This is a genomic window from Roseibium marinum, from assembly GCF_002906165.1.
Lineage (GTDB): Bacteria > Pseudomonadota > Alphaproteobacteria > Rhizobiales > Stappiaceae > Roseibium > Roseibium marinum.
This window is the reverse complement of the sequence record NZ_PPCN01000001.1, coordinates 469,855-492,832: the sequence shown is the minus strand read 5'-3', so window position 1 is coordinate 492,832 and position 22,978 is coordinate 469,855. Positions and strand designations below refer to the sequence as shown.

At 59.7% G+C, this 22,978-nt stretch carries 19 protein-coding genes; 4 read left to right on the top strand and 15 right to left on the bottom strand.

All coding sequences use genetic code 11. From position 1 onward, the window contains the following. Window positions 1–123 precede the first annotated feature (123 nt). Complete coding sequence (locus tag CLV41_RS02310) at window positions 124–675, bottom strand: c-type cytochrome (RefSeq protein ID WP_103220650.1); 552 nt, start codon at window positions 673–675, stop codon at window positions 124–126. Between the two features lie 187 nt (window positions 676–862). Between CLV41_RS02310 and CLV41_RS02305 the strand changes: the two genes are divergently transcribed. The 3 genes from CLV41_RS02305 to CLV41_RS02295 all read left to right on the top strand — a co-directional run bounded on the left by CLV41_RS02305 (window position 863) and on the right by CLV41_RS02295 (window position 3,624). Then, window positions 863–1,609 (top strand): 3-deoxy-manno-octulosonate cytidylyltransferase, encoded by a 747-nt coding sequence (locus tag CLV41_RS02305; RefSeq protein ID WP_103220649.1) that lies wholly within the window; start codon window positions 863–865, stop codon window positions 1,607–1,609. Window positions 1,610–1,699: 90 nt separating this feature from the next. Beyond that, a complete protein-coding gene (locus tag CLV41_RS02300) occupies window positions 1,700–2,590 on the top strand; it encodes a prephenate dehydratase (RefSeq protein WP_103220648.1) in 891 nt (296 codons plus the stop codon). A gap of 32 nt (window positions 2,591–2,622) precedes the next feature. Then, window positions 2,623–3,624, top strand: a complete 1,002-nt coding sequence (locus CLV41_RS02295; RefSeq protein ID WP_103220647.1) for an adenosine kinase — start codon at window positions 2,623–2,625, stop codon at window positions 3,622–3,624. 61 nt (window positions 3,625–3,685) lie between these two features. Here the strand turns inward: CLV41_RS02295 and CLV41_RS02290 are convergent, their stop codons facing one another. Further along, window positions 3,686–4,306: a 2,3-bisphosphoglycerate-dependent phosphoglycerate mutase gene (locus CLV41_RS02290; protein ID WP_103220646.1), complete on the bottom strand. Its 621-nt coding sequence runs from the start codon at window positions 4,304–4,306 to the stop codon at window positions 3,686–3,688. A gap of 131 nt (window positions 4,307–4,437) precedes the next feature. Beyond that, window positions 4,438–5,241, bottom strand: a complete 804-nt coding sequence (dapB, locus tag CLV41_RS02285; protein WP_103221485.1) for a 4-hydroxy-tetrahydrodipicolinate reductase — start codon at window positions 5,239–5,241, stop codon at window positions 4,438–4,440. 619 nt (window positions 5,242–5,860) lie between these two features. Here dapB and CLV41_RS02280 point away from each other — a divergent pair. Beyond that, on the top strand, window positions 5,861–8,614 hold the full coding sequence (locus CLV41_RS02280) for an EAL domain-containing protein (protein WP_146048478.1): 2,754 nt from the start codon (window positions 5,861–5,863) through the stop codon (window positions 8,612–8,614). A 179-nt stretch (window positions 8,615–8,793) separates the two neighbouring features. Here the strand turns inward: CLV41_RS02280 and pnp are convergent, their stop codons facing one another. The 12 genes from pnp to CLV41_RS02220 all read right to left on the bottom strand — a co-directional run bounded on the left by pnp (window position 8,794) and on the right by CLV41_RS02220 (window position 22,967). Further along, window positions 8,794–10,920: a polyribonucleotide nucleotidyltransferase gene (gene pnp / locus CLV41_RS02275; protein WP_103221484.1), complete on the bottom strand. Its 2,127-nt coding sequence runs from the start codon at window positions 10,918–10,920 to the stop codon at window positions 8,794–8,796. 407 nt (window positions 10,921–11,327) lie between these two features. After that, window positions 11,328–11,597 carry a 30S ribosomal protein S15 gene (gene rpsO, locus CLV41_RS02270; RefSeq protein WP_103220644.1) on the bottom strand — a complete coding sequence of 90 codons (270 nt, stop codon included), beginning with the start codon at window positions 11,595–11,597 and terminating at the stop codon, window positions 11,328–11,330. Window positions 11,598–11,848: 251 nt separating this feature from the next. Further along, the gene (locus CLV41_RS02265) at window positions 11,849–12,658 is read right to left on the bottom strand and encodes a nucleotidyltransferase domain-containing protein (protein WP_103220643.1); all 810 of its coding nucleotides are present in this window, start codon (window positions 12,656–12,658) and stop codon (window positions 11,849–11,851) included. Between the two features lie 122 nt (window positions 12,659–12,780). Continuing rightward, complete coding sequence (gene truB, locus CLV41_RS02260) at window positions 12,781–13,725, bottom strand: tRNA pseudouridine(55) synthase TruB (protein ID WP_103220642.1); 945 nt, start codon at window positions 13,723–13,725, stop codon at window positions 12,781–12,783. Window positions 13,726–13,842: 117 nt separating this feature from the next. Next, window positions 13,843–14,250, bottom strand: a complete 408-nt coding sequence (gene rbfA, locus CLV41_RS02255; RefSeq protein WP_103221483.1) for a 30S ribosome-binding factor RbfA — start codon at window positions 14,248–14,250, stop codon at window positions 13,843–13,845. A 166-nt stretch (window positions 14,251–14,416) separates the two neighbouring features. Next, a complete protein-coding gene (infB, locus tag CLV41_RS02250; RefSeq protein ID WP_103220641.1) occupies window positions 14,417–17,122 on the bottom strand; it encodes a translation initiation factor IF-2 in 2,706 nt (901 codons plus the stop codon). Window positions 17,123–17,129: 7 nt separating this feature from the next. After that, the gene (locus CLV41_RS02245; protein ID WP_103221482.1) at window positions 17,130–17,786 is read right to left on the bottom strand and encodes an RNA-binding protein; all 657 of its coding nucleotides are present in this window, start codon (window positions 17,784–17,786) and stop codon (window positions 17,130–17,132) included. 140 nt (window positions 17,787–17,926) lie between these two features. Next, complete coding sequence (gene nusA / locus CLV41_RS02240; protein ID WP_103220640.1) at window positions 17,927–19,582, bottom strand: transcription termination factor NusA; 1,656 nt, start codon at window positions 19,580–19,582, stop codon at window positions 17,927–17,929. A 76-nt stretch (window positions 19,583–19,658) separates the two neighbouring features. Next, on the bottom strand, window positions 19,659–20,252 hold the full coding sequence (gene rimP / locus CLV41_RS02235; protein ID WP_103220639.1) for a ribosome maturation factor RimP: 594 nt from the start codon (window positions 20,250–20,252) through the stop codon (window positions 19,659–19,661). 263 nt (window positions 20,253–20,515) lie between these two features. Then, the gene (trmB, locus tag CLV41_RS02230) at window positions 20,516–21,202 is read right to left on the bottom strand and encodes a tRNA (guanine(46)-N(7))-methyltransferase TrmB (RefSeq protein ID WP_103220638.1); all 687 of its coding nucleotides are present in this window, start codon (window positions 21,200–21,202) and stop codon (window positions 20,516–20,518) included. A gap of 74 nt (window positions 21,203–21,276) precedes the next feature. After that, a complete protein-coding gene (metK, locus tag CLV41_RS02225) occupies window positions 21,277–22,449 on the bottom strand; it encodes a methionine adenosyltransferase (RefSeq protein ID WP_103220637.1) in 1,173 nt (390 codons plus the stop codon). Between the two features lie 113 nt (window positions 22,450–22,562). After that, window positions 22,563–22,967, bottom strand: a complete 405-nt coding sequence (locus CLV41_RS02220; protein ID WP_068409002.1) for a helix-turn-helix domain-containing protein — start codon at window positions 22,965–22,967, stop codon at window positions 22,563–22,565. Window positions 22,968–22,978 lie beyond the last annotated feature (11 nt).

The following is a 22,978-nucleotide window of genomic DNA, read 5'->3' as shown; positions in this document are numbered from 1 at the left end:
GTTCTGACAATACACTACGTAACGGAAGATATGTTAATTTTTCAAGCTATTTAAATAAAAAAAGCCGGATGACTAACCCGGCTTTTCAAATATTCAGTGATACTACGTGATCTTTTCTGAGTATTACTCAGATGGCACCGGCACAGGTGAGTCGGACTGCTCATTGAGATAGGCGATTATATCCGCGCGATCTTCAGGTTTACGCAGACCCGCGAATCCCATCGACGTTCCGGGAACATGCTTTTTCGGGGCAACCAGGAAATGATCGAGTTCATCGAATGACCATTCCGGATTTTCCGCACCGAACGCGGTCATCGCGGAGGAATAGCTGAAACCTTCATGGCTGGCCGGCTTGCGACCGACAACGCCCCACAGAGCCGGTCCGACCTTGTTGGCGCCGCCCTGAGAGAAGTCATGGCAGGCCGCGCATTTCTTGGCGACTTTCGCACCGTCTTCAGCGGATGCTTCCACAAGGCGTTCGGAAATCGGCGTTTCCTCCGGAACCGCTTCCACTTCCGAGGTTGCATCTTCCGCCGAGGCGACGACAATCTCGTAGCCCGGTTTACCCGGAATCGTCGGATGGAAAATGATGTCGGAGACAATACCGACACCCATAGTCAGGATAAGAACCATCAGAACCGCACCTGCGGCCTTGTTCAGCGTGAAGGAATCCATTCTCTCCGGCTCCAAGCTCATACGCGTCCGAGCCCGCAGCATGAGGCTGCGGACCCTATCAGCTTTTTAAAATTTGCCGGAACCTACAAATTTTTTGACCTTGCTGTCCATAGCTTTAAAAGGACATCTGATATGACAAACGGACGCGGCAGGCATTTTTCGCAATCCCGCCGGACCGTCCGGCCCCATGGAGACCCTTTTGACCGCAGCACTCGTCATCATTCCAGCCCGCCTCGCGGCAACCCGTCTGCCGCGCAAGCCTCTCGCCGATATTTGCGGAAAACCCATGATCGTAAGGGTGCTTGAACAGGCGCAGAACGCGGATATCGGCCCAGTTGCCGTTGCCTGCGACGACAAGGATATCGCCGACGCGGTTCAGGACCACGGCGGCAGGGCCATCATGACCCGGCCCGATCATCCCTCGGGCTCGGACCGCATCCAGGAGGCGGTGAACCTTGTGGATCCGGACGGCCGGTATGACGTCGTCCTGAATGTGCAAGGCGACGTGCCGCTGATCGCGCCCGAGGCGATTCGCGCGGCTTTCGCTCCGCTGACCCTTCCCGAGGTGGCCATCGGCACGATCATGACGGAACTGACCGATCCGCAATTCCGCGACAATCCGAATTTCGTCAAGGCCGTCACGACCCCCAATGGCCTCGGCCACCACCGCGCGCTTTATTTCACCCGCGCGACCGCGCCGAGCGGAGACGGTCCTCTCTACCAGCATATCGGCATCTATGCTTACCGCCGCGCCGCGCTGGCCGATTTCGTCAGGCTGCCTCCCTCTCCCCTGGAGATGCGCGAGAAGCTGGAGCAATTGCGCGCGCTAGAGGCGGGCATGCGGATCGACGCGTCGATCATCGACAGCGCGCCCATGGACGTGAACACCCCTGAGGATCTGGAACGCGCCCGCGAGGCATATCAGGCCGCCTAGACCGGCCGCTGTCGCAAGGAACCGTGCACAAGCGGAAAATCGGATGAATTTTAAAGTGTCAGAGCATCCTGCCCGGAGGCGGAAAGAAAAATGAACGACAGAAAAAAAATAGTTTTCCAGGGAGAAACCGGCGCCAATTCACATATGGCGTGCCGGAGTGTCTATCCCGACTACGAAGCCATTCCCTGCGCGACGTTCGAGGACTGCTTCTCGGCCATGGCGGACGGCACGGCCGACCTTGCCATGATCCCGATCGAGAACTCGGTGGCCGGGCGCGTCGCCGACATCCACCATCTGCTGCCCAAATCCGACCTGCATATCATCGGCGAATATTTCATGCCGATCCGCTTCCAGCTCATGGCGCCCAGGGGGGCGACGCTGGATGGCCTCAAGAAGGTCCAAAGCCACATTCACGCGCTCGGCCAGTGCCGCAAAGTCATTCGCGAGTTCGGCCTGACCGCAGTTGTGGGCGGCGACACTGCGGGATCCGCCCGCCAGATCGCGGAACTCAACGATCCGAGCGTCGGCGCCATTGCGCCTGAAATGGCGGCCGAGATCTACGGCCTGGATATTCTGCGCCGCGATGTCGAGGATGCCGCTCACAACACCACCCGCTTCGTCATCCTCTCGCGAGACAAGATGGAAGCGGCCTATAACGGCCAGCCGGTCATCACCACGTTCATCTTCCGGGTCCGCAACGTGCCGGCCGCGCTCTACAAGGCGCTTGGCGGCTTTGCCACCAACGGCGTCAACATGACGAAGCTGGAATCCTATCAGCTCGAAGGCCAGTTCTTCGCATCCATGTTCTACGCGGATGTCGAAGGCCACCCAGAGGACCCCTCCGTCGCGCTGGCGCTTGAGGAACTCGCCTTTTTCTGCGCGGAGCTGAATATGCTCGGCGTCTACCGCGCCAGCCCTTTCCGGGAAAAGATCAAGGAACCGGAAGCCAACCGTGCCCTGAGGCCCAATCCCCATTCCTGAAGCCGCACACGCCGGCGCCACCAGAGGACCATATGACCGAAACCAGATTTGACGCCTTGTGTATCGGCAATGCCATTTGCGACGTATTTGCGCATGTCGAGGAAGACTTCCTGCTTCAGGAGAGCCTTATCAAGGGATCCATGCGCCTGATCGATACGGAAGAAGCCGTACGTCTGTTCGACAAGATGGGCCAGACAGTCCGCATATCGGGCGGCAGCGCCGGCAATACGGCAGCCGGGATCGCGTCGCTCGGCGGCAGGCCCGCCTATTTCGGCAAGGTCGCCGAAGACGAACTGGGCGACAGCTACTCTCACGACATGAACGGCACCGGCGTCTATTTCAACACGCCGCGCCTGAGGGACGGCAAGCCGACCGCGCGGTCGATGATCCTGATCACGCCGGATGGCGAGCGGACGATGAATACCTATCTCGGCGCCTGTACCGAGTTCTCTCCGTCCGACGTCGACGAGACGGTGGTTGCGGCCTCAGCGGTCACCTATATGGAAGGTTATCTCTGGGATCCGGAAGAGGCCAAGAAGGCCTTCCTGAAGGCGGCCGAAGTCGCGCATGCGCACGGACGTAAGGTGGCCCTCACCCTTTCGGATTCCTTCTGTGTCGACCGGTACCGCAGCGAGTTCCAGTCGCTGTTGTCCGACGGGGTTGTCGATCTTCTGTTTGCCAATGAACACGAGCTGAAAGCGCTCTATGAAACGTCCGATCTCGGGTCGGCGATCTCCGGTGCCCAGGAGACCGGCGCTCTGACCGCGCTCACGCTCGGCGCGGAAGGCGCGATGGTCATCACGAAGGACGAGACGGCGAAGATCAGCGCCCTGTCGGTGGACAATGTCGTGGATCTGACCGGCGCGGGCGATCTGTTCGCCGCCGGTTTCCTGTTCGGTCTTGCCCGCGATTACAAACTTTCCGACGCCGCCGAACTCGGCTGCATATGCGCCGCAAGCGTGATCAGTCACGTCGGCGCCCGCCCGGAATGGCCGTTGAAAACGACCGCCGCCCAGAGCGGCTTCGAGGTCTGACAACAAGAAAAGGGGCGAAACCGCCCCTTTTCTCCTTAAAAGCGTTGCCTTTTCAGACGGTTCAGTCCGCCAGGTCCTGAACGCTGAGGACTTCGCCGTTTTCGTCGAGCCGGTAGATGATCGGCGTTCCGGTACCGAGTTCCCGCTTCAGGATTTCTTCCTGGCCAAGTTTTTCCAGATCCATGATGAGCGCGCGCAGGGAATTGCCGTGAGCGGCCACGATCGTCCGTTTTCCGGCCAGGACCTTCGGCAGGATTTCCGACTTGTAATACGGCAGAACGCGCTCGGCGGTCATCTTCAGGCTTTCGCCTCCGGGAGGCGGAACGTCAAAGGAGCGGCGCCAGATGTGAACCTGTTCCTCGCCGAACTGCTGGCGGGCCTCGTCCTTGTTCATGCCGGTCAGGTCGCCATAATCGCGTTCGTTCAGCGCCTGGTCCTTGTAGGTTTCAAGACCGGTCTGGCCGAGTTCCTCCAGGATAATATCCAGGGTTTTCTGCGCGCGGGACAGGACGGAGGTAAACGCCAGATCAAATGTCAGTTTCAGATCCCGAAGCTGCTGACCTGCCTGATGAGCTTCCGCAATACCCTGTTCGGTCAGGCCCGGGTCCTTCCAGCCTGTGAACAGGTTTTTCAAATTCCATTCGCTTTGTCCGTGACGGACAAGCACAAGAAGGCGATCCATGCCAGTCTCCTTAAACTAGTTCTGCCTGCTCACATATAGCCATATGAAAGCAGAAAGGTAATTATCCTAATATGTTAGTGCATATTGTCCGCATTCTACCGAAGGCGGAATACTCCAGAGTCCCCGCCAGCTCAATTTTCCAGGCCGAGCACATCGGCCATCGAATAAAATCCCGGTTTCTGATCAAAACCCCAAAGAGCCGCTTTGACGGCGCCGCGCGCGAACAACTGCCGGTCTTCCGCGCGGTGGGTCAGTTCGATGCGCTCGCCTTCTCCTGCGAATATCACCGAATGTTCGCCGATGACCGATCCCCCGCGCAGGGTGGCAAAACCGATGTCGCCGGTTTTACGAGGGTCCATGATACCGTCACGCGAACGCACTGAATGCGCTTGCAGATCGATACCCCTTCCGTCCGCCGCGGACTGGCCGAGCAGCAGTGCGGTTCCCGAAGGCGCATCGACCTTGTGCCTGTGATGCATTTCAAGAACCTCGATGTCAAAATCGGCGTCAAGGGCCGCCGCGGCCCTGCGAACGAGGTTTGCAAGAAGATTGACCCCCAGACTCATATTGCCCGACTTGATGATCCTGGCATGACGCGCAGCCGCCTGAAGCGGCTCGTCTTCACCCTCGGCCCAGCCGGTGGTGCCGATCACATGGACGATACGCGCCTGAGCCGCCAGTTCGGCGAACCAAAGGCTTGCCGCGGGAGCCGTGAAATCCAGGACCCCGTCGGCGTTGGCAAAAGCCGTCAGGGGATCGTCGGTCACCGGAACATCCAGAGTGCCGACGCCGGCCAGGTCTCCGACATCCCGGCCAAGGACCTCGGCACCTTCCCTTTCGACAGCCGCGACGATTTCCGTTCCCGCGTTTTCGGTCACGGCGCGCGTCAAGGCGCGGCCCATCCGGCCCCCAGCTCCGACGACAACCAAGCGCATCTGCCTCATCCCGTTCCTTTCATGCAGCTATCGCAAGGGGGTATATCAGTTTCACCTTGGGAGGAAAACGCCTGATCGCAAGCTTGCGGCAGCGCCTGCCCGTGAAGATAAATTGTAAAATATAGCGATAGAATCTGAGCTTTACTCACGATAAATGATAAGTTAAATTACCAATATTGAGTAATCTAGCTCAAACCCTTCCTATATCGCGGATAAACTATAAAAAATATTCCCAAGAATCAGATGACCTATTCATGTATTTGCAAATCTCAATCAATTTTTCATGTTATTCTTTTTATATGCATGCAATGCGTACAAACATAACTTTTGCGAACAGATTACCGGCTCAACCGCCAGAGCACTTTTAAGAAACACGGAAACATTTGATGGAGTCAAATCAGCTTATATCCAAGGCGCGGCGCGCAGTGCGATACGGTGTATCGGACAAGCGTGGCAACGCCGGAGATGGGCTGATTTGACCCACCGGAGGCGCGTGTTTCTCAAAAGTGCTCCAGCCGATACGCACGGGAGGTTCCTGGTTCCAAAAGGCCATGACAATGCACATGTCACACGCCCTTCCGTTCGTGCAGTTTCCCCACGGAACGTATGGAGAGCCTAATTGAAAAAAGGTTTTTCAATACCGTTTAACCGGCTTGTCATGGCGCTGTTCACCTTCGGGCTGATCGGAACGGCGATTGCCCTCTTCTGGATTACCTATCTGGGCAGCCTTTCAATCGCGGAACATGAAATTGCCCGCAGCGCCAGATCCAAAGCCACCCTTTCCAGACTGGTCTTCACGCAGCATCTGGAAAAGCTGGAAGGTCATATCCGCGCCGTCGCGGCCGATCCGGAAATACGCCGCGCGCTTGAAACAGATGACAAGGCCACCGCCAAAAAGGCTATCGAGCGGGCGACGGAGGGAATGACAAGCGCGGTTCTCGACATCCTGCTGATCGATCGTCCGAATGACGCAAGCTGGGTCAACGGCAGCCTGGGCCTGATCGACCTGAGCCACCAGTTGCCGGCCAATATCCGCGCCGCCATGCCGCCGGATATCTGGGTGACTTATACGAGCCATAATTCGGAGCCGGTGGCCGTGACCGCCGCTCTGTCCATCCTGGTTCTGGATCCGGAATCCGGCGAGGCGATTGCAAGGATCTACGGCGGAACAACTGTCACCGATTCCTTCACCCTGCCCGGAGAGCTGGCAAAAACGCTTCACGCGCAGGATCTTGCTTTTTATCACGACGACAAACTTATTGCCGGTATCGGCGACCTGACGAGCGAGAGCCTGCCGGACGGCCTCATAACGGCCAGCGACGAGACAGGATACTATCTGCGCGACGACAATCTCTATGTCTACGCTCCGCTCATGAAGGGCCTTGACGGACATCTGCTCTCAACTGTGACCAAGCAGCCGATAGACACGATGGAGAAAGTCAGGGAAACCTATATCCGGATGTTCACACCCTTCCTGATATACACAACCGTCCTAGCGATCGGGGCCGCCCTGCTCGTCAACAGGATCACGAGTGCGGGGCTCGGGCGTCTTGTGGCCTACGCTACGAGCCTGCGGAAGGAACAACTGGTCGCGCCGCCGAAACCCGGACTTATTTCCGAATTCAACAAGCTGGCCCGGATGTTCCAGGCGGCGTTCGAATCCGTGCGCGTCCGCGATGCCCAGTTCAAGGACATGATCGATGGCTCACTGCACGGGGTTCTGGTGCATGCCGACAACCGCATTCTTTATGTGAACGACGCGCTGCTGAAGATGCTGGGCTACGACCCTGGCTTTCCCGCTCAACTCGTCGGCGCGCCGGCCCCGGCGATTTACGCGCCGGAGGAACACGGCCGCCTGAGCAGCTACTACAATGCGAGCGAAACCAACGGTGCGCCCAGAGCCTATGAAGTCAAGGGGATACGCAAGGACAGGCGGACCGTCTGGCTTGAGCAGCATGTCCGCGTCACCGACTGGAACGGCGCGCCTGCCTATTACGCGACGATAACCGATATCAGCGAGCGCAAACGCCAGGAACAGCTCGCAACCAAGAATGCAAATTTCGACATCCTCACCGGGCTTCCAAACCGCCGCCTGATGATTGACCGTCTGCGGCAGACCCTGCAGCGCAACAGGCAGCTCGGCGAACTGACCGCCCTGATGATCCTCGATCTCGACCGGTTCAAGACCGTCAACGAAACCTACGGACCCAACGCCGGAGACCATGTGATCGTGACCGTGGCAACGCGTTTGACCGAAGTTCTCGGGCCGGACCAGACCGTTGCCCGCATGGGCGGTGACGAATTCGCCATCCTTTTGACCGACCCGGAAGACCGCTGGCAGATCGAGCAGACCGTCCGCGATATCCTGAGCGAAGTCGAAAAACCGATCACGTTGGAAAACAGCACCCGCGTCGTCCTGTCCGGCAGCCTGGGCATCACGCTTTCGCCCAACGATGGCCTGGAGGACGAGGCCCTGCTTCAGCAAGCGGACACCAGCATGTATCAGGCGAAAGCGGAAAGCGGTTCCAGCTACAGGTTCTACGCCACCCGGATGAACGAACAGACCGCGCGCAGGGGTCAGATCGAGATCTCTTTGCGAGAGGCCATCGAACAGGGAAATCTGCATCTGAATTTCCAGCCTATCATGGATTTCCCGCAGGGCAGGATCGTCTCCTGCGAGGCGCTGGCCAGATGGTCCGACCCGAAACTGGGTGTCGTTCATCCAGTCGAATTCATCAAGATCGCCGAGGAAAGCGGGCTGATCGTTCCGCTGGGCGAGTGGGTGTTGCGCGAAACCTGCGCCTTTTTCCAGTCCTGCAACCAAAACGGGCTGCAGCTCGACAGCATCAGCGCCAATATTTCACCAAGGCAATGCCGCGAAACGGGGTTCGTCAACCAGCTTCAGAACATACTCGGCGAGACGGCAACTGAGCCATCATGCCTTCAGCTCGAAATCACCGAAAGCATCATGTTTGACGACCAGCGCGTCAATCCCGTCGATATCCTTCAGGCGATCAGCGCACTGGGCGTCAAGATTTCCCTCGACGATTTCGGCACCGGTTATTCCTCGCTGAGCTACCTGAAACGCCTGCCCATCGACACACTCAAGGTCGACCGGACTTTCATCAAGGACATTGAAGGGGATCCGGATGGACAGGCACTCGTCGAGGCGATCGTTTCCATGGCGCGCTCGCTCGGTATTTCGGTCATCTGCGAAGGAGCGGAAACACGCGAGCAATGTAGCCTGGTGTCTTCTTTCGGCTGCTCCCTCATTCAGGGCTTCGGCATTGCCAGGCCCATGTCCGCGGAGAACTTCCGCCAGTATCTCGGCCGTATTAACGGCGTGGACAATGCCGCGGCGAGAGCCGGTTGAAAAAGCCGAAGAGGGAAGAGTCCAGTTCGGCTGGCGTTCAAAAGCTGATCGATCTTAAAATGATAGAGCGTTTGAAATGCGTTCAGTTGAACGTGCGGTGCTCTAAAGTGTCGCGCTAAAAACAAAAAACGGGGGCCATGGAGGCCCCCGTTTCTATATTACGTTCCGGATGAAGCGGCTTATTCGCCGTCTTCCTTCGGGATTTCCTTGCCGGTTTCCTGATCGACAACCTTCATGGACAGGCGCACCTTGCCGCGCTCGTCGAAGCCCATGAGCTTGACCCAGACCTTGTCGCCTTCCTTGATCACATCGGTGACCTTGGCAACCTTCTGGGGAGCCAGCTGGGAAATGTGGACCAGGCCGTCCTTGGCGCCGAAGAAGTTCACGAATGCGCCGAAATCAACGCATTTCACAACGGTGCCTTCGTAGATCACGCCGACTTCCGGTTCGGCGGCGATGGAGTTGATCCAGTTGATCGCAGCCTTGATCGCCTTGCCGTCGGACGAAGCGATCTTGACGGTGCCATCGTCCTCGATATTGACCTTGGCGCCTGTCTTCTCGACGATCTCACGAATGACCTTGCCGCCGGAACCGATGACTTCACGGATCTTGTCGACAGGGATCTTCATCACTTCGATGCGCGGCGCATGCTCGCCGAGTTCGGCACGGGCTTCGGTGATTTCGTTCGACATTTCTCTGAGAATGTGAACGCGGCCGTCCTTCGCCTGGCCCAGAGCGACCTTCATGATCTCTTCGGTGATCCCGTCGATCTTGATGTCCATCTGCAGGGAAGTGATGCCGTTTTCGGTTCCGGCCACCTTGAAGTCCATGTCGCCGAGGTGATCCTCATCGCCGAGAATGTCGGAGAGAACCGCGAAGCGCTCGCCGTCCTTGATGAGACCCATGGCGATACCGGCCACCGGCGCCTTCAGCGGAACGCCGGCATCCATAAGTGCCAGAGAAGTACCGCAAACGGTCGCCATCGAGGACGAGCCGTTGGATTCGGTGACCTCGGATACAACGCGGACGGTGTAGGGGAAGTCATGATGCGGCGGCATCATCGGATTGATGGCGCGCCAGGCGAGCTTGCCGTGGCCGATTTCGCGGCGTCCCGGGGAGCCCATGCGGCCGGTCTCGCCCACGGAATAGGGCGGGAAGTTGTAATGCAGCATGAAGTGCGCCTTGATGGTGCCTTCCAGAAGATCGACGAACTGCTCGTCTTCGCCGGTGCCGAGGGTGGCGACCGCGAGGGCCTGGGTTTCACCGCGGGTGAACAGGGCGGAGCCGTGCGCACGGGACAGAATGCCGACCTCGGAGGAAATCGCACGGACGGTGGACAGATCGCGCCCGTCGATACGGGTGCCCGTGTCAAGGATGGCGCCACGGACGATTTCCGCTTCCAGTTTCTTGAACTGATCGCCAAGCACGATGGATTCGACCGCTTCGCCTTCGGCGGCGTTGGTGACCAACGCCTCGACGACCTTTGCCTTGGCGGCATCGACCGCGTTCTTGCGCTCGGTCTTTGAGGTGATCTTGTAGGCGGCTGTCAGATCGTCCGCTGCAATGGACTTGATTTTCGCGAACAGATCCGAATGATCCGGGAGAACCAGATCGCGCGGTTCCTTTGCGGCCGTTTCGGCGAGCTTGATGATCGCGTCGATAACCGGCTGGAAGCCCTTGTGGCCGAACATGACGGCGCCGAGCATGATGTCTTCATCAAGTTCCTTGGCTTCCGACTCCACCATCAGAACCGCATCGCCTGTGCCGGCGACGATCAGATCCAGGGAGGATTCCGGCATGTCGTCGACAAGCGGGTTCAGCACATATTCGCCGTTGATATAGCCAACGCGCGCGCCGCCGATCGGTCCCATGAAGGGAACGCCGGAGAGTGTCAGGGCCGCGGAAGAGGCAACCAGCGCCAGAATGTCCGGTGCGTTCTCCAGATCGTGGGACAGTACGGTGATGACGATCTGGGTGTCGTTCTTGTAGCCCTTGGCGAACAGCGGGCGGATCGGACGGTCGATCAGGCGGGACGTCAGCGTTTCATGCTCCGACGGGCGGCCTTCGCGCTTGAAGAAGCCCCCCGGGATCTTACCGGCGGCAAAGGCCTTTTCCTGGTAGTTCACGGTGAGCGGAAAGAAATCCTGGCCCGGCTTCGGCTGCTTGGCGGAAACGACTGTCGCCAGAACCTTGGTTTCGCCATAGGTCGCCATCACGGCGCCATCGGCCTGGCGGGCAACCTTGCCCGTCTCGAGCACGAGCGGACGGCCGCCCCACTCAACTTCTACACGATGAACATCAAACATCATCTGTCCTTACAGATTTACCCGTCCCGCGGCTGCTTTCGGTGCAGCACACTCTCGGGACAGACACATTCCCGGTCGGCCCCGGATGGGCCGGTTACCGGCGGACATGCCACGGGCAAGACAACGGGCTGCTTTCTGAGCTGAACCTGGAAAGAAGCCGGCAATCCTGCCCCATGACGTGTCACGAGGTCTCTATAGAGCGTTTGCCGGTAAAATGGAAACACTCAAGAGCAAAACCCGGAACACAGATCCGGAGGGATCGGCGACAGGGGTGGATCTGCTCGCATTTCAGCGCAAGGGGCCTTCCCGTCCCACAAACCGGCATACTTGCGTAATGCGATCGGAGAGGCGTGGCCCGATGCAAAAAAACGCGGCGTTTTTCCCGCCGCGTTTTTTCTTTTGGGAATTTAGCGGCGAATGCCGAGACGCTCGATGAGTGTCTTGTAACGCTCTTCGCTCTTGCCACGCGCATAGTCCAGAAGGGACCGGCGCTGCGCAACCATCTTCAGGAGACCGCGGCGGGAGTGATTGTCCTTGCCATGATCCTTGAAGTGTTCGGTGAGGTTGTTGATGCGCTCGGTCAGGATGGCGACCTGTACTTCAGGAGACCCGGTGTCGCCTTCCTTGGTGGCGAATTCCTTCATGAGCTCGGCTTTACGCTCTGTTGTAATCGACATCGCTCTTTTCCTTTCAAAGAGTGGTGGTCCGTTGACCGGACGCGTTGAACTGCCGGAGGACCGGCCTGATCCGCGAGTTTCCAGAGCCGAGATGTCGTTCAGCAAAGGATTCCTACGGACGAATTGGGCTGAAATGCCCAATGGCGGCGATATATGTCGGAAAACGCCGGGAAAAGCTAGTGGTATCTTTCACAAGACTCCATTCGGCCAGGCCGCAGGTAAAGCCTGCCTGAAAGCTTCGGCCAGCATTCTCAGTCGAGCAAATGTGAAACGTCGAGCCCGAGCTTCGAGCTCAGGTTGCTCAAAGTCACTTGTTCAAATCTTTGCGGCCACTGAATTGCGTAACGGTCCGCCAATTTGCGCGCCCGAGGAAGATATGCCGCCGCGTAGGCAAGATGCGCTTCAATTGCCGTCTCCCGGCCTGGAACAAGCGCAGGCAAGGAGGCGAGGAGCTCTTTCTGCTCGTGTGTGATCAACCTGTTGAGGTGCAGCGCTCCGCCTCTGTGAGGTGCCCTTGTCTCCTCGATGAGAAGACTGACGAGCAGATTTCGAAGGTGGAACACACCTGTAATCGCATTGAAGTATTCCCGCCGCCCCATGGCGACCGGCATCAGCCCGAGGATACGAATGAATTCCTCAAACTGGTATTGCATCTGTTTTGGATCGGGGCCGGTATCCTCCAGGACTTCAGGCAGCGCTCCCAAAAGCCCCGCATGGTCAAAAAGGACCTCAAGACCGTTGCGGGCACGGCCGATTTTGATCCGGTCAGCGTTCACGCCAAGCAAATCGATCCTGAGCCAATCCGCCGTAACCGCATTGACAAGAAGATCTGTCCTCTTGAATTCTCTCCAAAGTACAATTTCGCCAATGTCCGACAGGATCGCGCGCCAGGTTTGCGCGAAAGTATCCAGTGTTCCGTGGTCCAGAACGGCCAGGAAATCGATGTCGCTGAACCCGTCTTCCAAACCGGCGCCGTAGCTTCCGCTCAAACAGAGTGCCTGCACCTGTTTTTCCGATCTGAGCTTTCCGGCAATAAGCTCGATGACTTGGTGGCTCTCCATCAGGACTGCTCCGAATTCGCACGGAGACTATCATTCCCGCCCGGAGGGTCAATATCGGTGAATTGGCTTCCATTCAGCCGCCGTGCCGACGGGTTCGGACGCCTGCGCAGTTCATATACGGCTTACAGGTTGAACACCCGCGTCGGCTGGAACCGGCCTTTTTCAATCGAACCGATCGCCACGGGAACAGTAGCGTGGCTGGCGAAGGCGACTTCGGTGTTGAGCGGGGCATCGCGGCCGCGCAGGAGCACCGCCATGCCTTTGCGGATTTTTGCCGCGTCCTCTTCGGAAACGGCAAGTTCAACCAGATCGTCCATCGCCTCGCGCACCGGCAGGACGAATTCGGCGACAAGCGCCTCGACGCTTTCGCCTTCCGCCAGCTCTTCGGCGGCTTCCAGGATCTCGTCCAGTCCGATCAGATCGTCCTCGCCAAACGGGCCGACCAGCAGGCGGCGGAGTTCGGTGACATGACCACGGGTGCCGAGCCGGCGGCCGAGATCGCGGGCAAGCGCGCGCACATAGGTGCCCTTGCCGCATTCAGCTTCGAAAACGGCGCGGTCGGCATCGGGGCATTCAACGAGATCCAGGCGGTGAACGTCGATGGGACGGGCCGCGAGTTCGACCTCTTCCCCCTCGCGCGCCAGATCGTAGGCCCGCTCTCCCGCCACCTTGATGGCCGAGAATTTCGGCGGCACCTGCAGGATGGTCCCGACAAATTCGCCTAGAACCGCGTTGATCGCGTCAGGTTCCGGGCGCAGATCCGAGGTCGCGACCACCTTGCCTTCGGTATCGTCGGTATCGGTCTCGGCGCCCCAGGTCACCTGGAAGCGATAGATCTTGCGGCCGTCCATGACGAAAGGCACCGTCTTGGTGGCCTCTCCAAAGGCCACGGGCAACAGGCCGGACGCACGCGGGTCGAGCGTGCCGGCATGACCGACCTTCTGCGGCGAAAAGATACGCTTCAGCTTGCCGAGGGCTTCGTTCGACGTGATGCCGAAGGGCTTGTCGAGCACAAGCCAGCCATTGATGGCGTTCTTTTTTCTTTTGACCTGTTTTTGCCGTGCCATGTCGGGTCCGTTAGAGAATGCTGTGGCCCTTAAGAAAATACAGACGCTCTCCTTGTCCTCCCGGTTCGGGCGGACCGGGAAGGACACTTCACCGAAGTGAGAAAAGCGCTTTCGCCGCTATTCCTCTTCGTCCTTGCCGAGATCCTTCGCGACAACGGACGAATGCAGCAGCGTATCGATGCGGTCGTCGTCATCGAAGCGCGTGTCGAGCACGAAACGCAGGTCGGGCATGTATTTCATCGTCAGCCGCCGGGAGACCTGACCGCGCAGAAACTTGGCGCTGCGGTTGAGGGCCTTTTCAACCTTGTCGGCATTCTTCCCGCCGAGCGGCATGACGAGGCAGGTCGCCAGGCGCAGGTCCGGCGTCATGCGGACTTCGGGAATGGTGACGATGACCCCTTCCAGATCCGGATCGGAGAATTCACCTCGGGTCAGAATGTCCGACAGCTCCTTGCGCACGGTTTCACCGACGCGCAACTGACGCTGGGACGGGCCGCGGCTGTCTTGTCCGGGATGTTTTGCCATTGTTGTTGTCCTGACCGCCGTGATTGCGGACGCGCGCAGTTCCATCCCGCGCACCGATCGGCAATCCGGCGCTTATGCCGCGCCATTGGCGCGTCCAATTGTAAAAAGAGCGCGCTTTCGCGCGCCCTCATATCTGATTTTGGACCGGTTTGATCCTAGTTCAGGATCAAAGCGTTCTGGCGATCTGCTCGACGCGGAAACACTCGATGACATCGCCTGCACGCATGTCCTGATACTTGACGAAATTCATGCCGCATTCCTGACCGGACTCGACCGACTTGACTTCGTCCTTGAAGCGCTTGAGCGTGCCCAGTTCGCCTTCGTGGATGACCACGTCGTCGCGGATGAGGCGGACGTTCGCGCCACGTTCCACAACACCTTCGGTAACCAGACAACCCGCGACCTTGCCGACCTTGGAGATGTGGAAGATTTCCTTGATCTCCGCATTGCCGAGGAAGGTTTCGCGGCGTTCCGGCGACAACAGGCCGGACATGGCCGCCTTGATGTCGTCGACGAGATCGTAAATCACGTTGTAATACCGGATTTCGATACCGTCACGAGACGCCGCTTCGCGGGCCTGCTTGTTCGCACGCACGTTGAAGCCGATGATCGGCGCCTTGGAAGCCGCCGCAAGGGTAATGTCACTTTCCGTGATACCGCCCACACCGGAGAGCAGGATACGTGCTCCGACCTCGTCGGTGCCGAGTTCATGAAGCGCATGGACAATCGCCTCGGCGGAGCCCTGCACATCGGCCTTGAGAACCAGCGGGAATTCCTTCTTGCCGGTTTCCTGCAGCCTGTTCATCATCTGCTCGAGAGACCCGCGGGCGCCGGAGGCGACCACAGAGGCCTTTTCGCGGACCTGACGCTGACGGTAGTCGGTGATCTCACGGGCACGGGCTTCGTTTTCGACGACCGCGACCATGTCGCCGGCTTCCGGCGTGCCCTGGAAGCCCAGAACCTCGACGGGTTTGGCGGGACCGGCTTCCTTCACCTGCTTGCCGTTTTCGTCGAGCATGGCGCGGACACGGCCCCATTCGGAGCCTGCCACCACGATATCGCCTGGCTTGAGCGTGCCCTTCTGCACCAGAACGGTGGCGACGGGACCACGGCCCCGGTCCAGCTGCGCCTCGATGACAATGCCTTCCGCGGTGCGGTCGGGGTTGGCCTGAAGTTCGAGAACTTCCGCCTGCAGCAGGATCATTTCCAGAAGCTTGTCGAGGCCCTGACCGGTCTTCGCGGACACTTCCACGTCGATGACATCACCGCCCATGGATTCCACGACAAGTTCGTCGCTCAGGAGTTCGGTGCGGACCCGGTTCGGATCGGCTTCCGGCTTGTCCATCTTGTTGATCGCGATAATGATCGGAGCGTCCGAGGCCTTGGCATGCGCAATCGCTTCCTTGGTCTGCGGCATGACACCGTCATCGGCAGCAACGACCAGGATCACGATATCGGTCGATTTGGCGCCGCGGGCACGCATCTGCGAGAAGGCGGCGTGACCCGGCGTATCGATGAAGGTGATCTTCTGACCGTCCTGGTCCACCTGATAGGCGCCGATATGCTGGGTGATGCCTCCGGCTTCGCCGGTGACCACCTTCGACTTGCGCAGCGCATCGAGCAGGGATGTCTTGCCGTGGTCGACATGGCCCATGATGGTCACCACAGGCGGACGCGGCTGTTTTGTGGACGCGTCGTCTTCCTGTGTGAACAGGCCTTCTTCCACGTCCGACTCCGAAACGCGTTTGACCGTGTGGCCCATTTCCTCGGCGATCAGCTCGGCCGTATCGGCATCGATCACGTCGTTCATCTTGAGCATCTGGCCCTGCTTCATCAGCAGCTTGATCACATCGACAGCACGCTCGGCCATACGGTTGGCCAGCTCCTGGATTGTGATGGCCTCCGGCAGCACGACTTCACGGGAGATCTTTTCGCGCACCACCTGTTGCTGGCCGCGCTTGGCTTTTTCCTGACGGCGGCGCATGGACGCGAGCGAACGCGCACGCTGACCGTCATCGCCACCGGTGGCGGCGGAAATCGTCAGTTTTGAGCGACGGCGATCGTCTCCAGCGCGCGGACGTGCCGTGGTGGGGGCCGGAGCCTGTTTCGGGCGCTTGACCGCGCGCAGATCCTTTTTGCCGCGATCATCTTCTTCACCCGGCTGGCGTGCAGCCAGTGCGGAAGTGTCTTCGGCGGGAGCTTTCCGCCTGCCCATTTCGTTCAGGTTGGGCGGTCTGCCGCCATCGGCATGGGCCGGCTGACGTCCGCCTGCCGGTTGCGCAGCTTCGGCGCCGGTGGCCGGTTCCGGTGCAGCAGCGGCTTCCTTGGCTTTGGCTTCCGCAAGATGGGCGTTTTCCGCTTCGAACTTCGCGCGTTCTTCCGCTTCCACCTTGGCGCGGGCATCGTCTTCGATCTTGCGCTGCGCGGCTTCAGCAGCCCGGCGCGTTTCATCTTCCAGCCGGCGCTTGCTTTCCTCGACCTCACGCACCTTGGCCATCTCAAGCGCAGCCGAACGGGCCGCGGCTTCTTCCTTGGTCAAGGTTCGCAGGACGTTGCCATTGCCTTTCTGACGATGGCCTGAGGCGGACTGGCGGGCCTGCTTGGCGGCCTGTGAATCCGGCTGCTGCGGCTTGCGCGGCGCTTCGGACGGCGTATCAAGACGCTGGGTCGCCGTTGCCGGCGCTTCCGGCTTGGACTCCTGCCCCGGACCTACGAGACGGCGCTTCTTCTTTTCCACGACGACGGCTTTTGTCCGGCCATGCGAGAACGATTGCCGAACAGTTCCCTGATCGCCACCGCCGCGCTTGAGGCCAAGCGTCTTGCCACGCTCAACGCTGATTGTCTTGTCGCCTGGAGTTTTCGTATCGCTCATATTGCCTTCAGTCCTGCGCAACTGCCTTTTCAGCGTTGCTATTAGTGCCGTCTGCGTCGGAATAGCTGCGAAAACGCTCCAAGTCACGCACTCGTGACAGGAAATTTTCGCTCGCCTGCCCCGCAAGCAGTGCAGCATGTATCACATTAGACCGGCCCAATGCCAAATCCAATTGAGCCGAATCGAACAAACGAACGATTTCGCATCCGTTTGCCGGTTCCTCTCTGCCCGCGGCCACCGCCGCCAGCTTTCGTACCCCGTCGTCAGCGGCATCCGAGGCATGCAACAACCCGATAACCGGGTCCCGCCGCAGTGCCGCATCAACCTTTGCGTACCCGGTGACCAGCCCGCCCGCCTTGCGCGTCATGGAGAGCGCCTGCAGCGCAGACCGTTCCATGAGCGCATCGACACGATCCGCCAGTCCGGGCTCGACACGGGCTTCACCCTTGAAGCCCCTGCCGAAAATTTTCTTCCGGTCCTTTTCGGCGACAGCGACAACATCGCTTGACGCCGTTACCCAGACACCGCGTCCGGGCAGGACCCGCTTCAGGTCCGGAACGACCTCTCCCTCAGGGTCAAGGACGAACCGGATCAGCGAACTCACGGGCCGAACCTCCCGGGTGACGGCGCATTGCCGTTCGGTTGGTTCATTCTTCCTGGGCACGTGGCCACTCCCCCGGATCAACCTGCTCTCAGCCAACTCCACATGAAAGCAGAAAAGCTGATCAATCTTAATTTGTCAGAGCTCCCGCGCCGCGCTCATGCGGCCGCGGGAGGCTCCGGCCAGGGCTTTCGCCCCGTGCGTCACCCGTTCAGGATGGCGCCACCGGGCACTTCTTCCTGGGCGGCCTCGACAGGCTCGACGTCGACTTCCTCGTCGACTTCCCCCTCGGCCGCCTTCGCCGCCAGTTCCTCTTCGGTGACCCAGCCCGCCGCCAGGCGTGCCGACATCACCATGTTCTCGGCGTCGGCGCGCGAAACGTCGAATTCGGACAGCGCGCCCTCGAAGCGTTTCGTCTCGCCGTCCTTGCGCTCGACCCAGCCGACGATATCGTCCGCCGCACAGCCAGCCAGATCTTCCATGTTCTTGACGCCCTCCTTGCCGAGGGCAACCAGCATGGCGGTCGTCAGGCCGTCGATCGACCGAAGCTCATCGGAAACGCCAAGCGCGATGCGCTCCTCGTCCTGTTTCGCCTCAAGTTCACCGAGGAAGTCGCGGGCGCGGGCCTGGATCTCGACAGCCGTATCGTCATCGAAGCCCTCGATCATCGAGATTTCCTCAGGCTCCACATAGGCTACTTCCTCGACGGAAGAGAATCCTTCGGTCGCCAGAAGCTGGCCGACCATCTCATCGACGTTAAGAGCTTCCATGAACAACTGCGAGCGTTCCTGGAATTCCTTCTGACGGCGGTCGGATTCCTCCTGCTCCGTCATGATGTCGATGGCCCAGCCGGTCAGTTGGGAGGCGAGACGCACGTTCTGTCCGCGGCGTCCGATCGCCAGTGATAATTGGTCATCCGGCACGACAACTTCAATACGTTCGGCATCCTCATCCAGAACAACCTTGGCGACTTCCGCCGGCTGCAGCGCGTTGACGATGAAGGTTGCCGCTTCCTCGTTCCACGGAATGATGTCGATCTTTTCGCCCTGCAACTCACCGACGACCGCCTGTACGCGGCTGCCGCGCATGCCGACACAGGCACCGACCGGATCGATGGAGCTGTCCTTGGAGATCACTGCGATCTTGGCGCGCGAGCCCGGGTCACGGGCAACCGACTTGATCTCGATGACGCCGTCGTAGATTTCCGGCACTTCCTGGGCAAACAGCTTGGCCATGAACTGCGGATGGGTACGCGACAGGAAGATCTGCGGACCGCGCTGCTCGCGGCGGACGTCATAAATAAAGGCGCGGATCCGGTCGCCGGTGCGGAAGATTTCCCGCGGGATCAGTTCGTCGCGCCGCACGATGCCCTCGCCGCGGCCGAGATCGACAATCACGTTGCCGTATTCCGCACGCTTGACGACGCCATTGATGACTTCGCCGACGCGGTCCTTGAATTCCTCGAACTGGCGGTCGCGTTCGGCCTCGCGCACTTTCTGCACGATGACCTGCTTTGCGGACTGCGCGGCGATACGGCCGAAGTCGAGCGGCGGCAGCGGTTCGGCGATGAAATCGCCAAGGCTTGCTTCCGGGTTGCGCGCCAGCGCATCCGCCAGCGAAATATCGGTCGAAACGTTCTCGACTGCGTCGACAACCTGCAAAAGACGCTGCAGACGGATCTCACCGGTTTTCGGATTGATCTCGGCGCGAACTTCCGTTTCCGTGCCGTAACGGGAGCGGGCCGCCTTCTGGATCGCATCTTCCATCGCGTTGATGACGATCATCCGGTCGATCGATTTTTCCCGTGCGACCGCGTCAGCGATTTGCAGCAGTTCCAGCCGGTTCGCGCTGATTGCCATATTCCACTCCTCTTGCGCCTTTTTCGTGTCGGGTCCGTACCGGGCGCTTTAATCTTCCTGCCGCCAAGCCGTGTGCTTAGTTGGGCGCGTTGTCCTGTGTCAGCTCTTCTTGCGGTTCGCGGGCAGCCAGAGCCGCCTTTTCCGCCTTAAGAGCCGCGGTAATCAAATCGTCGGTAAGCACCAGCTTGGCTTCGCCGATATTTTCGAGCGGCAAGGCCACCGTGTCTTCCCCGCCCTCGCGCGCATCGGCAAGGCGGATCTTCGCCGCACCGTTTTCCACGCCAAGCAGAGTGCCCCGGAACCGTTTGCGGCCATCGAGCATGACAGCCATTTCGACCTTCAGCTCATGGCCGGCCCAGCGCTCAAAATCGCCGGAGCGCACCAGAGGGCGGTCGATACCGGGAGACGAAACTTCCAGATGATAAGCCCGGTTGATCGGGTCTTCAACGTCCAGGGCGGGAGACACGGCACGGCTGACGGTTTCGCAGTCTTCAACGGACATCGTACCGTCAGAGCGTTCGGCCATGATCTGCAGCGTGCAGCCATTGGCCGCGCTGATCCTGGTGCGCACCAAGCGGTAGCCCAGGTCTTCGATGACCGGCTCCACTATCGCGGCAACACGGGCGTCAACACCCTGTTCCGTCACAATCCTCGGTTCGTGTGCGCTCACACTTGGCTCCCGTTTGCGGCCGTTTCCGGCCTAGAGCATCAGATATGCCTGACTGTCGGTTTACATAGGGCAATCCTGCTCGAATTCTTCAGTTTCCGGTTTAAGTAAGCGGAAAAGAGCGGGTCCCCGGCGGGCCCACTCTCAAATGCCCAGATAAGCCGTTGAGGTGAAACACCGGCTGTATAACGCCAAAGACCGCAAAAAGGCAAGAGCCGCAGACAGGAATCCCGCAAAGAAGTCCATTCGTGCCCAAAAACCGGCCGTCACACCCGCCGGAACGTCAGATAGCGGCCGATACGTCCCTCGCGGATCGCCTTGGCTTCATATCGCGTGCCCGGCCACCCCTCCCAGGGCGTCTTCCAGTCAGCCGCCGTTTCCGCCGTCCATTCGAATTGCGGATGATCGCGGCAATGGCGCAGGGTCCAGTCGATATAGGTGTCGATGTCGCTGGCGAAGCGGAATTCGCATCCCGGCCTGATCGCCCGGGCATAGCGGGAAAGATTGAGCCGATTGATGAAACGGCGCTTCCAGTGCCGCGATTTCGGCCAGGGATCGGGGTAGAGCTGATAGGCCAGATCCACGGAAGCCTCCGGCAGCCAGTCGAGCAGGGTAACCGCATCGTCATCATAGAGGCGGACGTTTTTCAGCCCCTCTTCCACTATCGCGGCCAGAGCCTTGGCCATGCTGCCGACAAATGGCTCGACACCGATGAAACCGGTGCGGGGATTGCTGCGCGCGCGGTGCAGCAGATGCTCGCCGCCGCCGAAACCGACTTCCACGCAGATATCCCGGATGTCCGTTTCAAACAGATCGCGCAGATCGGCGGGAGCGGGCCTGCCAAGGTCCAGTCCCAGGCGCGGCAGTTCCCTTTTCATCAGCGCCTCACGGCGCGGGGTCAGCGGCTTGCCTATGCGGCGGCCGAAAAAGGAACCTTCGTAGCGGTCAGCCATCTTGCAACAACTTCAAACAGCGGATCGCCGGCGACTGGCCGGCGATCCTTTTCTTTCAGTACGCTTTCGCGATGTTATCCGGCAAGCGGGCGAAGCTGGTCGACCAGGTCGGTCTTTTCCCAGGAGAATCCGCCGTCCGCATCCGGCTCACGGCCGAAGTGGCCATAGGCCGCCGTGCGCTCGTAGATCGGTTTGTTGAGCTTCAGATGCTCGCGGATGCCCCGCGGGCTGAGACCCATGACATCGCGAAGCGCCGTTTCCAGCCTGGCTTCGTCGCACCGGCCCGTTCCATGCAGATCGACATAGACGGACAGCGGGTCGGAGACACCGATCGCATAGGAAAGCTGGATGGTGCAGCGGTCCGCAAGATCCGCGGCCACGACGTTCTTGGCAAGATAACGGGCCGCGTAGGCAGCGGAGCGATCGACCTTGGTCGGATCCTTGCCCGAGAAGGCACCGCCACCATGCGGCGCGGCGCCGCCATAGGTGTCGACAATGATCTTGCGGCCGGTCAGGCCGGCATCGCCGTCCGGACCGCCGATGACGAAAGCGCCGGTCGGGTTCACGTGCCAGACGGTATCGCCGGAGATCCAGCCCTCGGGCAGCGCGGTGCGAATGTAAGGCTCGACGATTCTCTTGACATCCTCGGATGTCAGTGCCGGGTCCAGATGCTGGGTCGACAGGACGATGGAGGTCGCGCCGACGGGTTTGCCGTTTTCATAGCGGACCGTGACCTGGCTCTTAGCGTCCGGGCCGAGCGTGGGCTCCCTGCCGGATTTGCGGGCATCGGCAAGCAGATGAAGAATCCTGTGCGAATAAAGGATCGGAGCCGGCATCAGTTCTTCGGTCTCGCGGCAGGCGTAGCCGAACATGATGCCCTGGTCGCCCGCGCCTTCATCCTTGTTGCCACCGGCATCCACGCCCTGGGCAATGTGGGCGGACTGCGCGTGCAGATGGACGGCGACTTCGCAGTTTTCCCAATGGAAACCATCCTGCTCGTAACCGATGTCCCTCACGGCCATGCGCGCCAGATGAGCGATATAGTCGCTGGTGATGGTCGCCGGACCACGGGTTTCACCCGCAATGACGATCCGGTTGGTGGTCGCCAGCGTTTCGCAGGCCACACGGGCTTCCGGCATTTCTTTCAGATAAGCATCCACGACCGCATCGGAAATTCGGTCGCAGACCTTGTCCGGGTGTCCTTCGGACACGGACTCGGAGGTAAAGAGATAATTCTGACGTGCCATTGGCGATCGTCCTTCTGGGAATGAATATTATTGAAGCGGCGAATGACATCGCCGCTTCGAGAAGCATCAATCTTAGAAGTTATTCGCCACGTCAAGCGCGAGATGAATTTTTGTCACTCATCGCCGGCGAGAGAGCGGACAAGATCAACGATCCGCCTGCGGACTTTCGGATCTTCAATCCGCACAAACGCCTTGTTGAGAGACAGTCCCTCGGAAGAGGACAGAAAGTCCACGACATACGAGGTTGGCTGCGTTTCCCCGAAGCCTTCAGCTTCATCCGGGGTGCCCGGAGCATCTTCGAAGAAAAAGGCCACCGGCACTTTCAGCACAGTCGCGATATGCTGCAGGCGGCTGGCGCCGATCCGGTTGGTGCCTTTTTCATATTTCTGAATCTGCTGAAAGGTGATGCCAAGGGCTTCGCCCAGCTTTTCCTGGCTCATGCCAAGCATCATGCGCCGGAGCCGGACACGGCTGCCAACATGAATATCAATCGGATTCGGAGACTTCTTACTCGGCATTTACGTCGCAC

Excerpts from the sequence above, each read along its gene's own strand:
- CLV41_RS02310 (WP_103220650.1), bottom strand. The coding sequence starts at position 675 with ATGGATTCCTTCACGCTGAACAAGGCCGCAGGTGCGGTTCTGATGGTT.
- CLV41_RS02305 (WP_103220649.1), top strand. The coding sequence starts at position 863 with ATGGAGACCCTTTTGACCGCAGCACTCGTCATCATTCCAGCCCGCCTC.
- CLV41_RS02300 (WP_103220648.1), top strand. The coding sequence starts at position 1,700 with ATGAACGACAGAAAAAAAATAGTTTTCCAGGGAGAAACCGGCGCCAAT.
- CLV41_RS02295 (WP_103220647.1), top strand. The coding sequence starts at position 2,623 with ATGACCGAAACCAGATTTGACGCCTTGTGTATCGGCAATGCCATTTGC.
- CLV41_RS02290 (WP_103220646.1), bottom strand. The coding sequence starts at position 4,306 with ATGGATCGCCTTCTTGTGCTTGTCCGTCACGGACAAAGCGAATGGAAT.
- dapB (WP_103221485.1), bottom strand. The coding sequence starts at position 5,241 with ATGCGCTTGGTTGTCGTCGGAGCTGGGGGCCGGATGGGCCGCGCCTTG.
- pnp (WP_103221484.1), bottom strand. The coding sequence starts at position 10,920 with ATGTTTGATGTTCATCGTGTAGAAGTTGAGTGGGGCGGCCGTCCGCTC.
- rpsO (WP_103220644.1), bottom strand. The coding sequence starts at position 11,597 with ATGTCGATTACAACAGAGCGTAAAGCCGAGCTCATGAAGGAATTCGCC.
- CLV41_RS02265 (WP_103220643.1), bottom strand. The coding sequence starts at position 12,658 with ATGGAGAGCCACCAAGTCATCGAGCTTATTGCCGGAAAGCTCAGATCG.
- truB (WP_103220642.1), bottom strand. The coding sequence starts at position 13,725 with ATGGCACGGCAAAAACAGGTCAAAAGAAAAAAGAACGCCATCAATGGC.
- rbfA (WP_103221483.1), bottom strand. The coding sequence starts at position 14,250 with ATGGCAAAACATCCCGGACAAGACAGCCGCGGCCCGTCCCAGCGTCAG.
- infB (WP_103220641.1), bottom strand. The coding sequence starts at position 17,122 with ATGAGCGATACGAAAACTCCAGGCGACAAGACAATCAGCGTTGAGCGT.
- nusA (WP_103220640.1), bottom strand. The coding sequence starts at position 19,582 with ATGGCAATCAGCGCGAACCGGCTGGAACTGCTGCAAATCGCTGACGCG.
- trmB (WP_103220638.1), bottom strand. The coding sequence starts at position 21,202 with ATGGCTGACCGCTACGAAGGTTCCTTTTTCGGCCGCCGCATAGGCAAG.
- metK (WP_103220637.1), bottom strand. The coding sequence starts at position 22,449 with ATGGCACGTCAGAATTATCTCTTTACCTCCGAGTCCGTGTCCGAAGGA.
- CLV41_RS02220 (WP_068409002.1), bottom strand. The coding sequence starts at position 22,967 with ATGCCGAGTAAGAAGTCTCCGAATCCGATTGATATTCATGTTGGCAGC.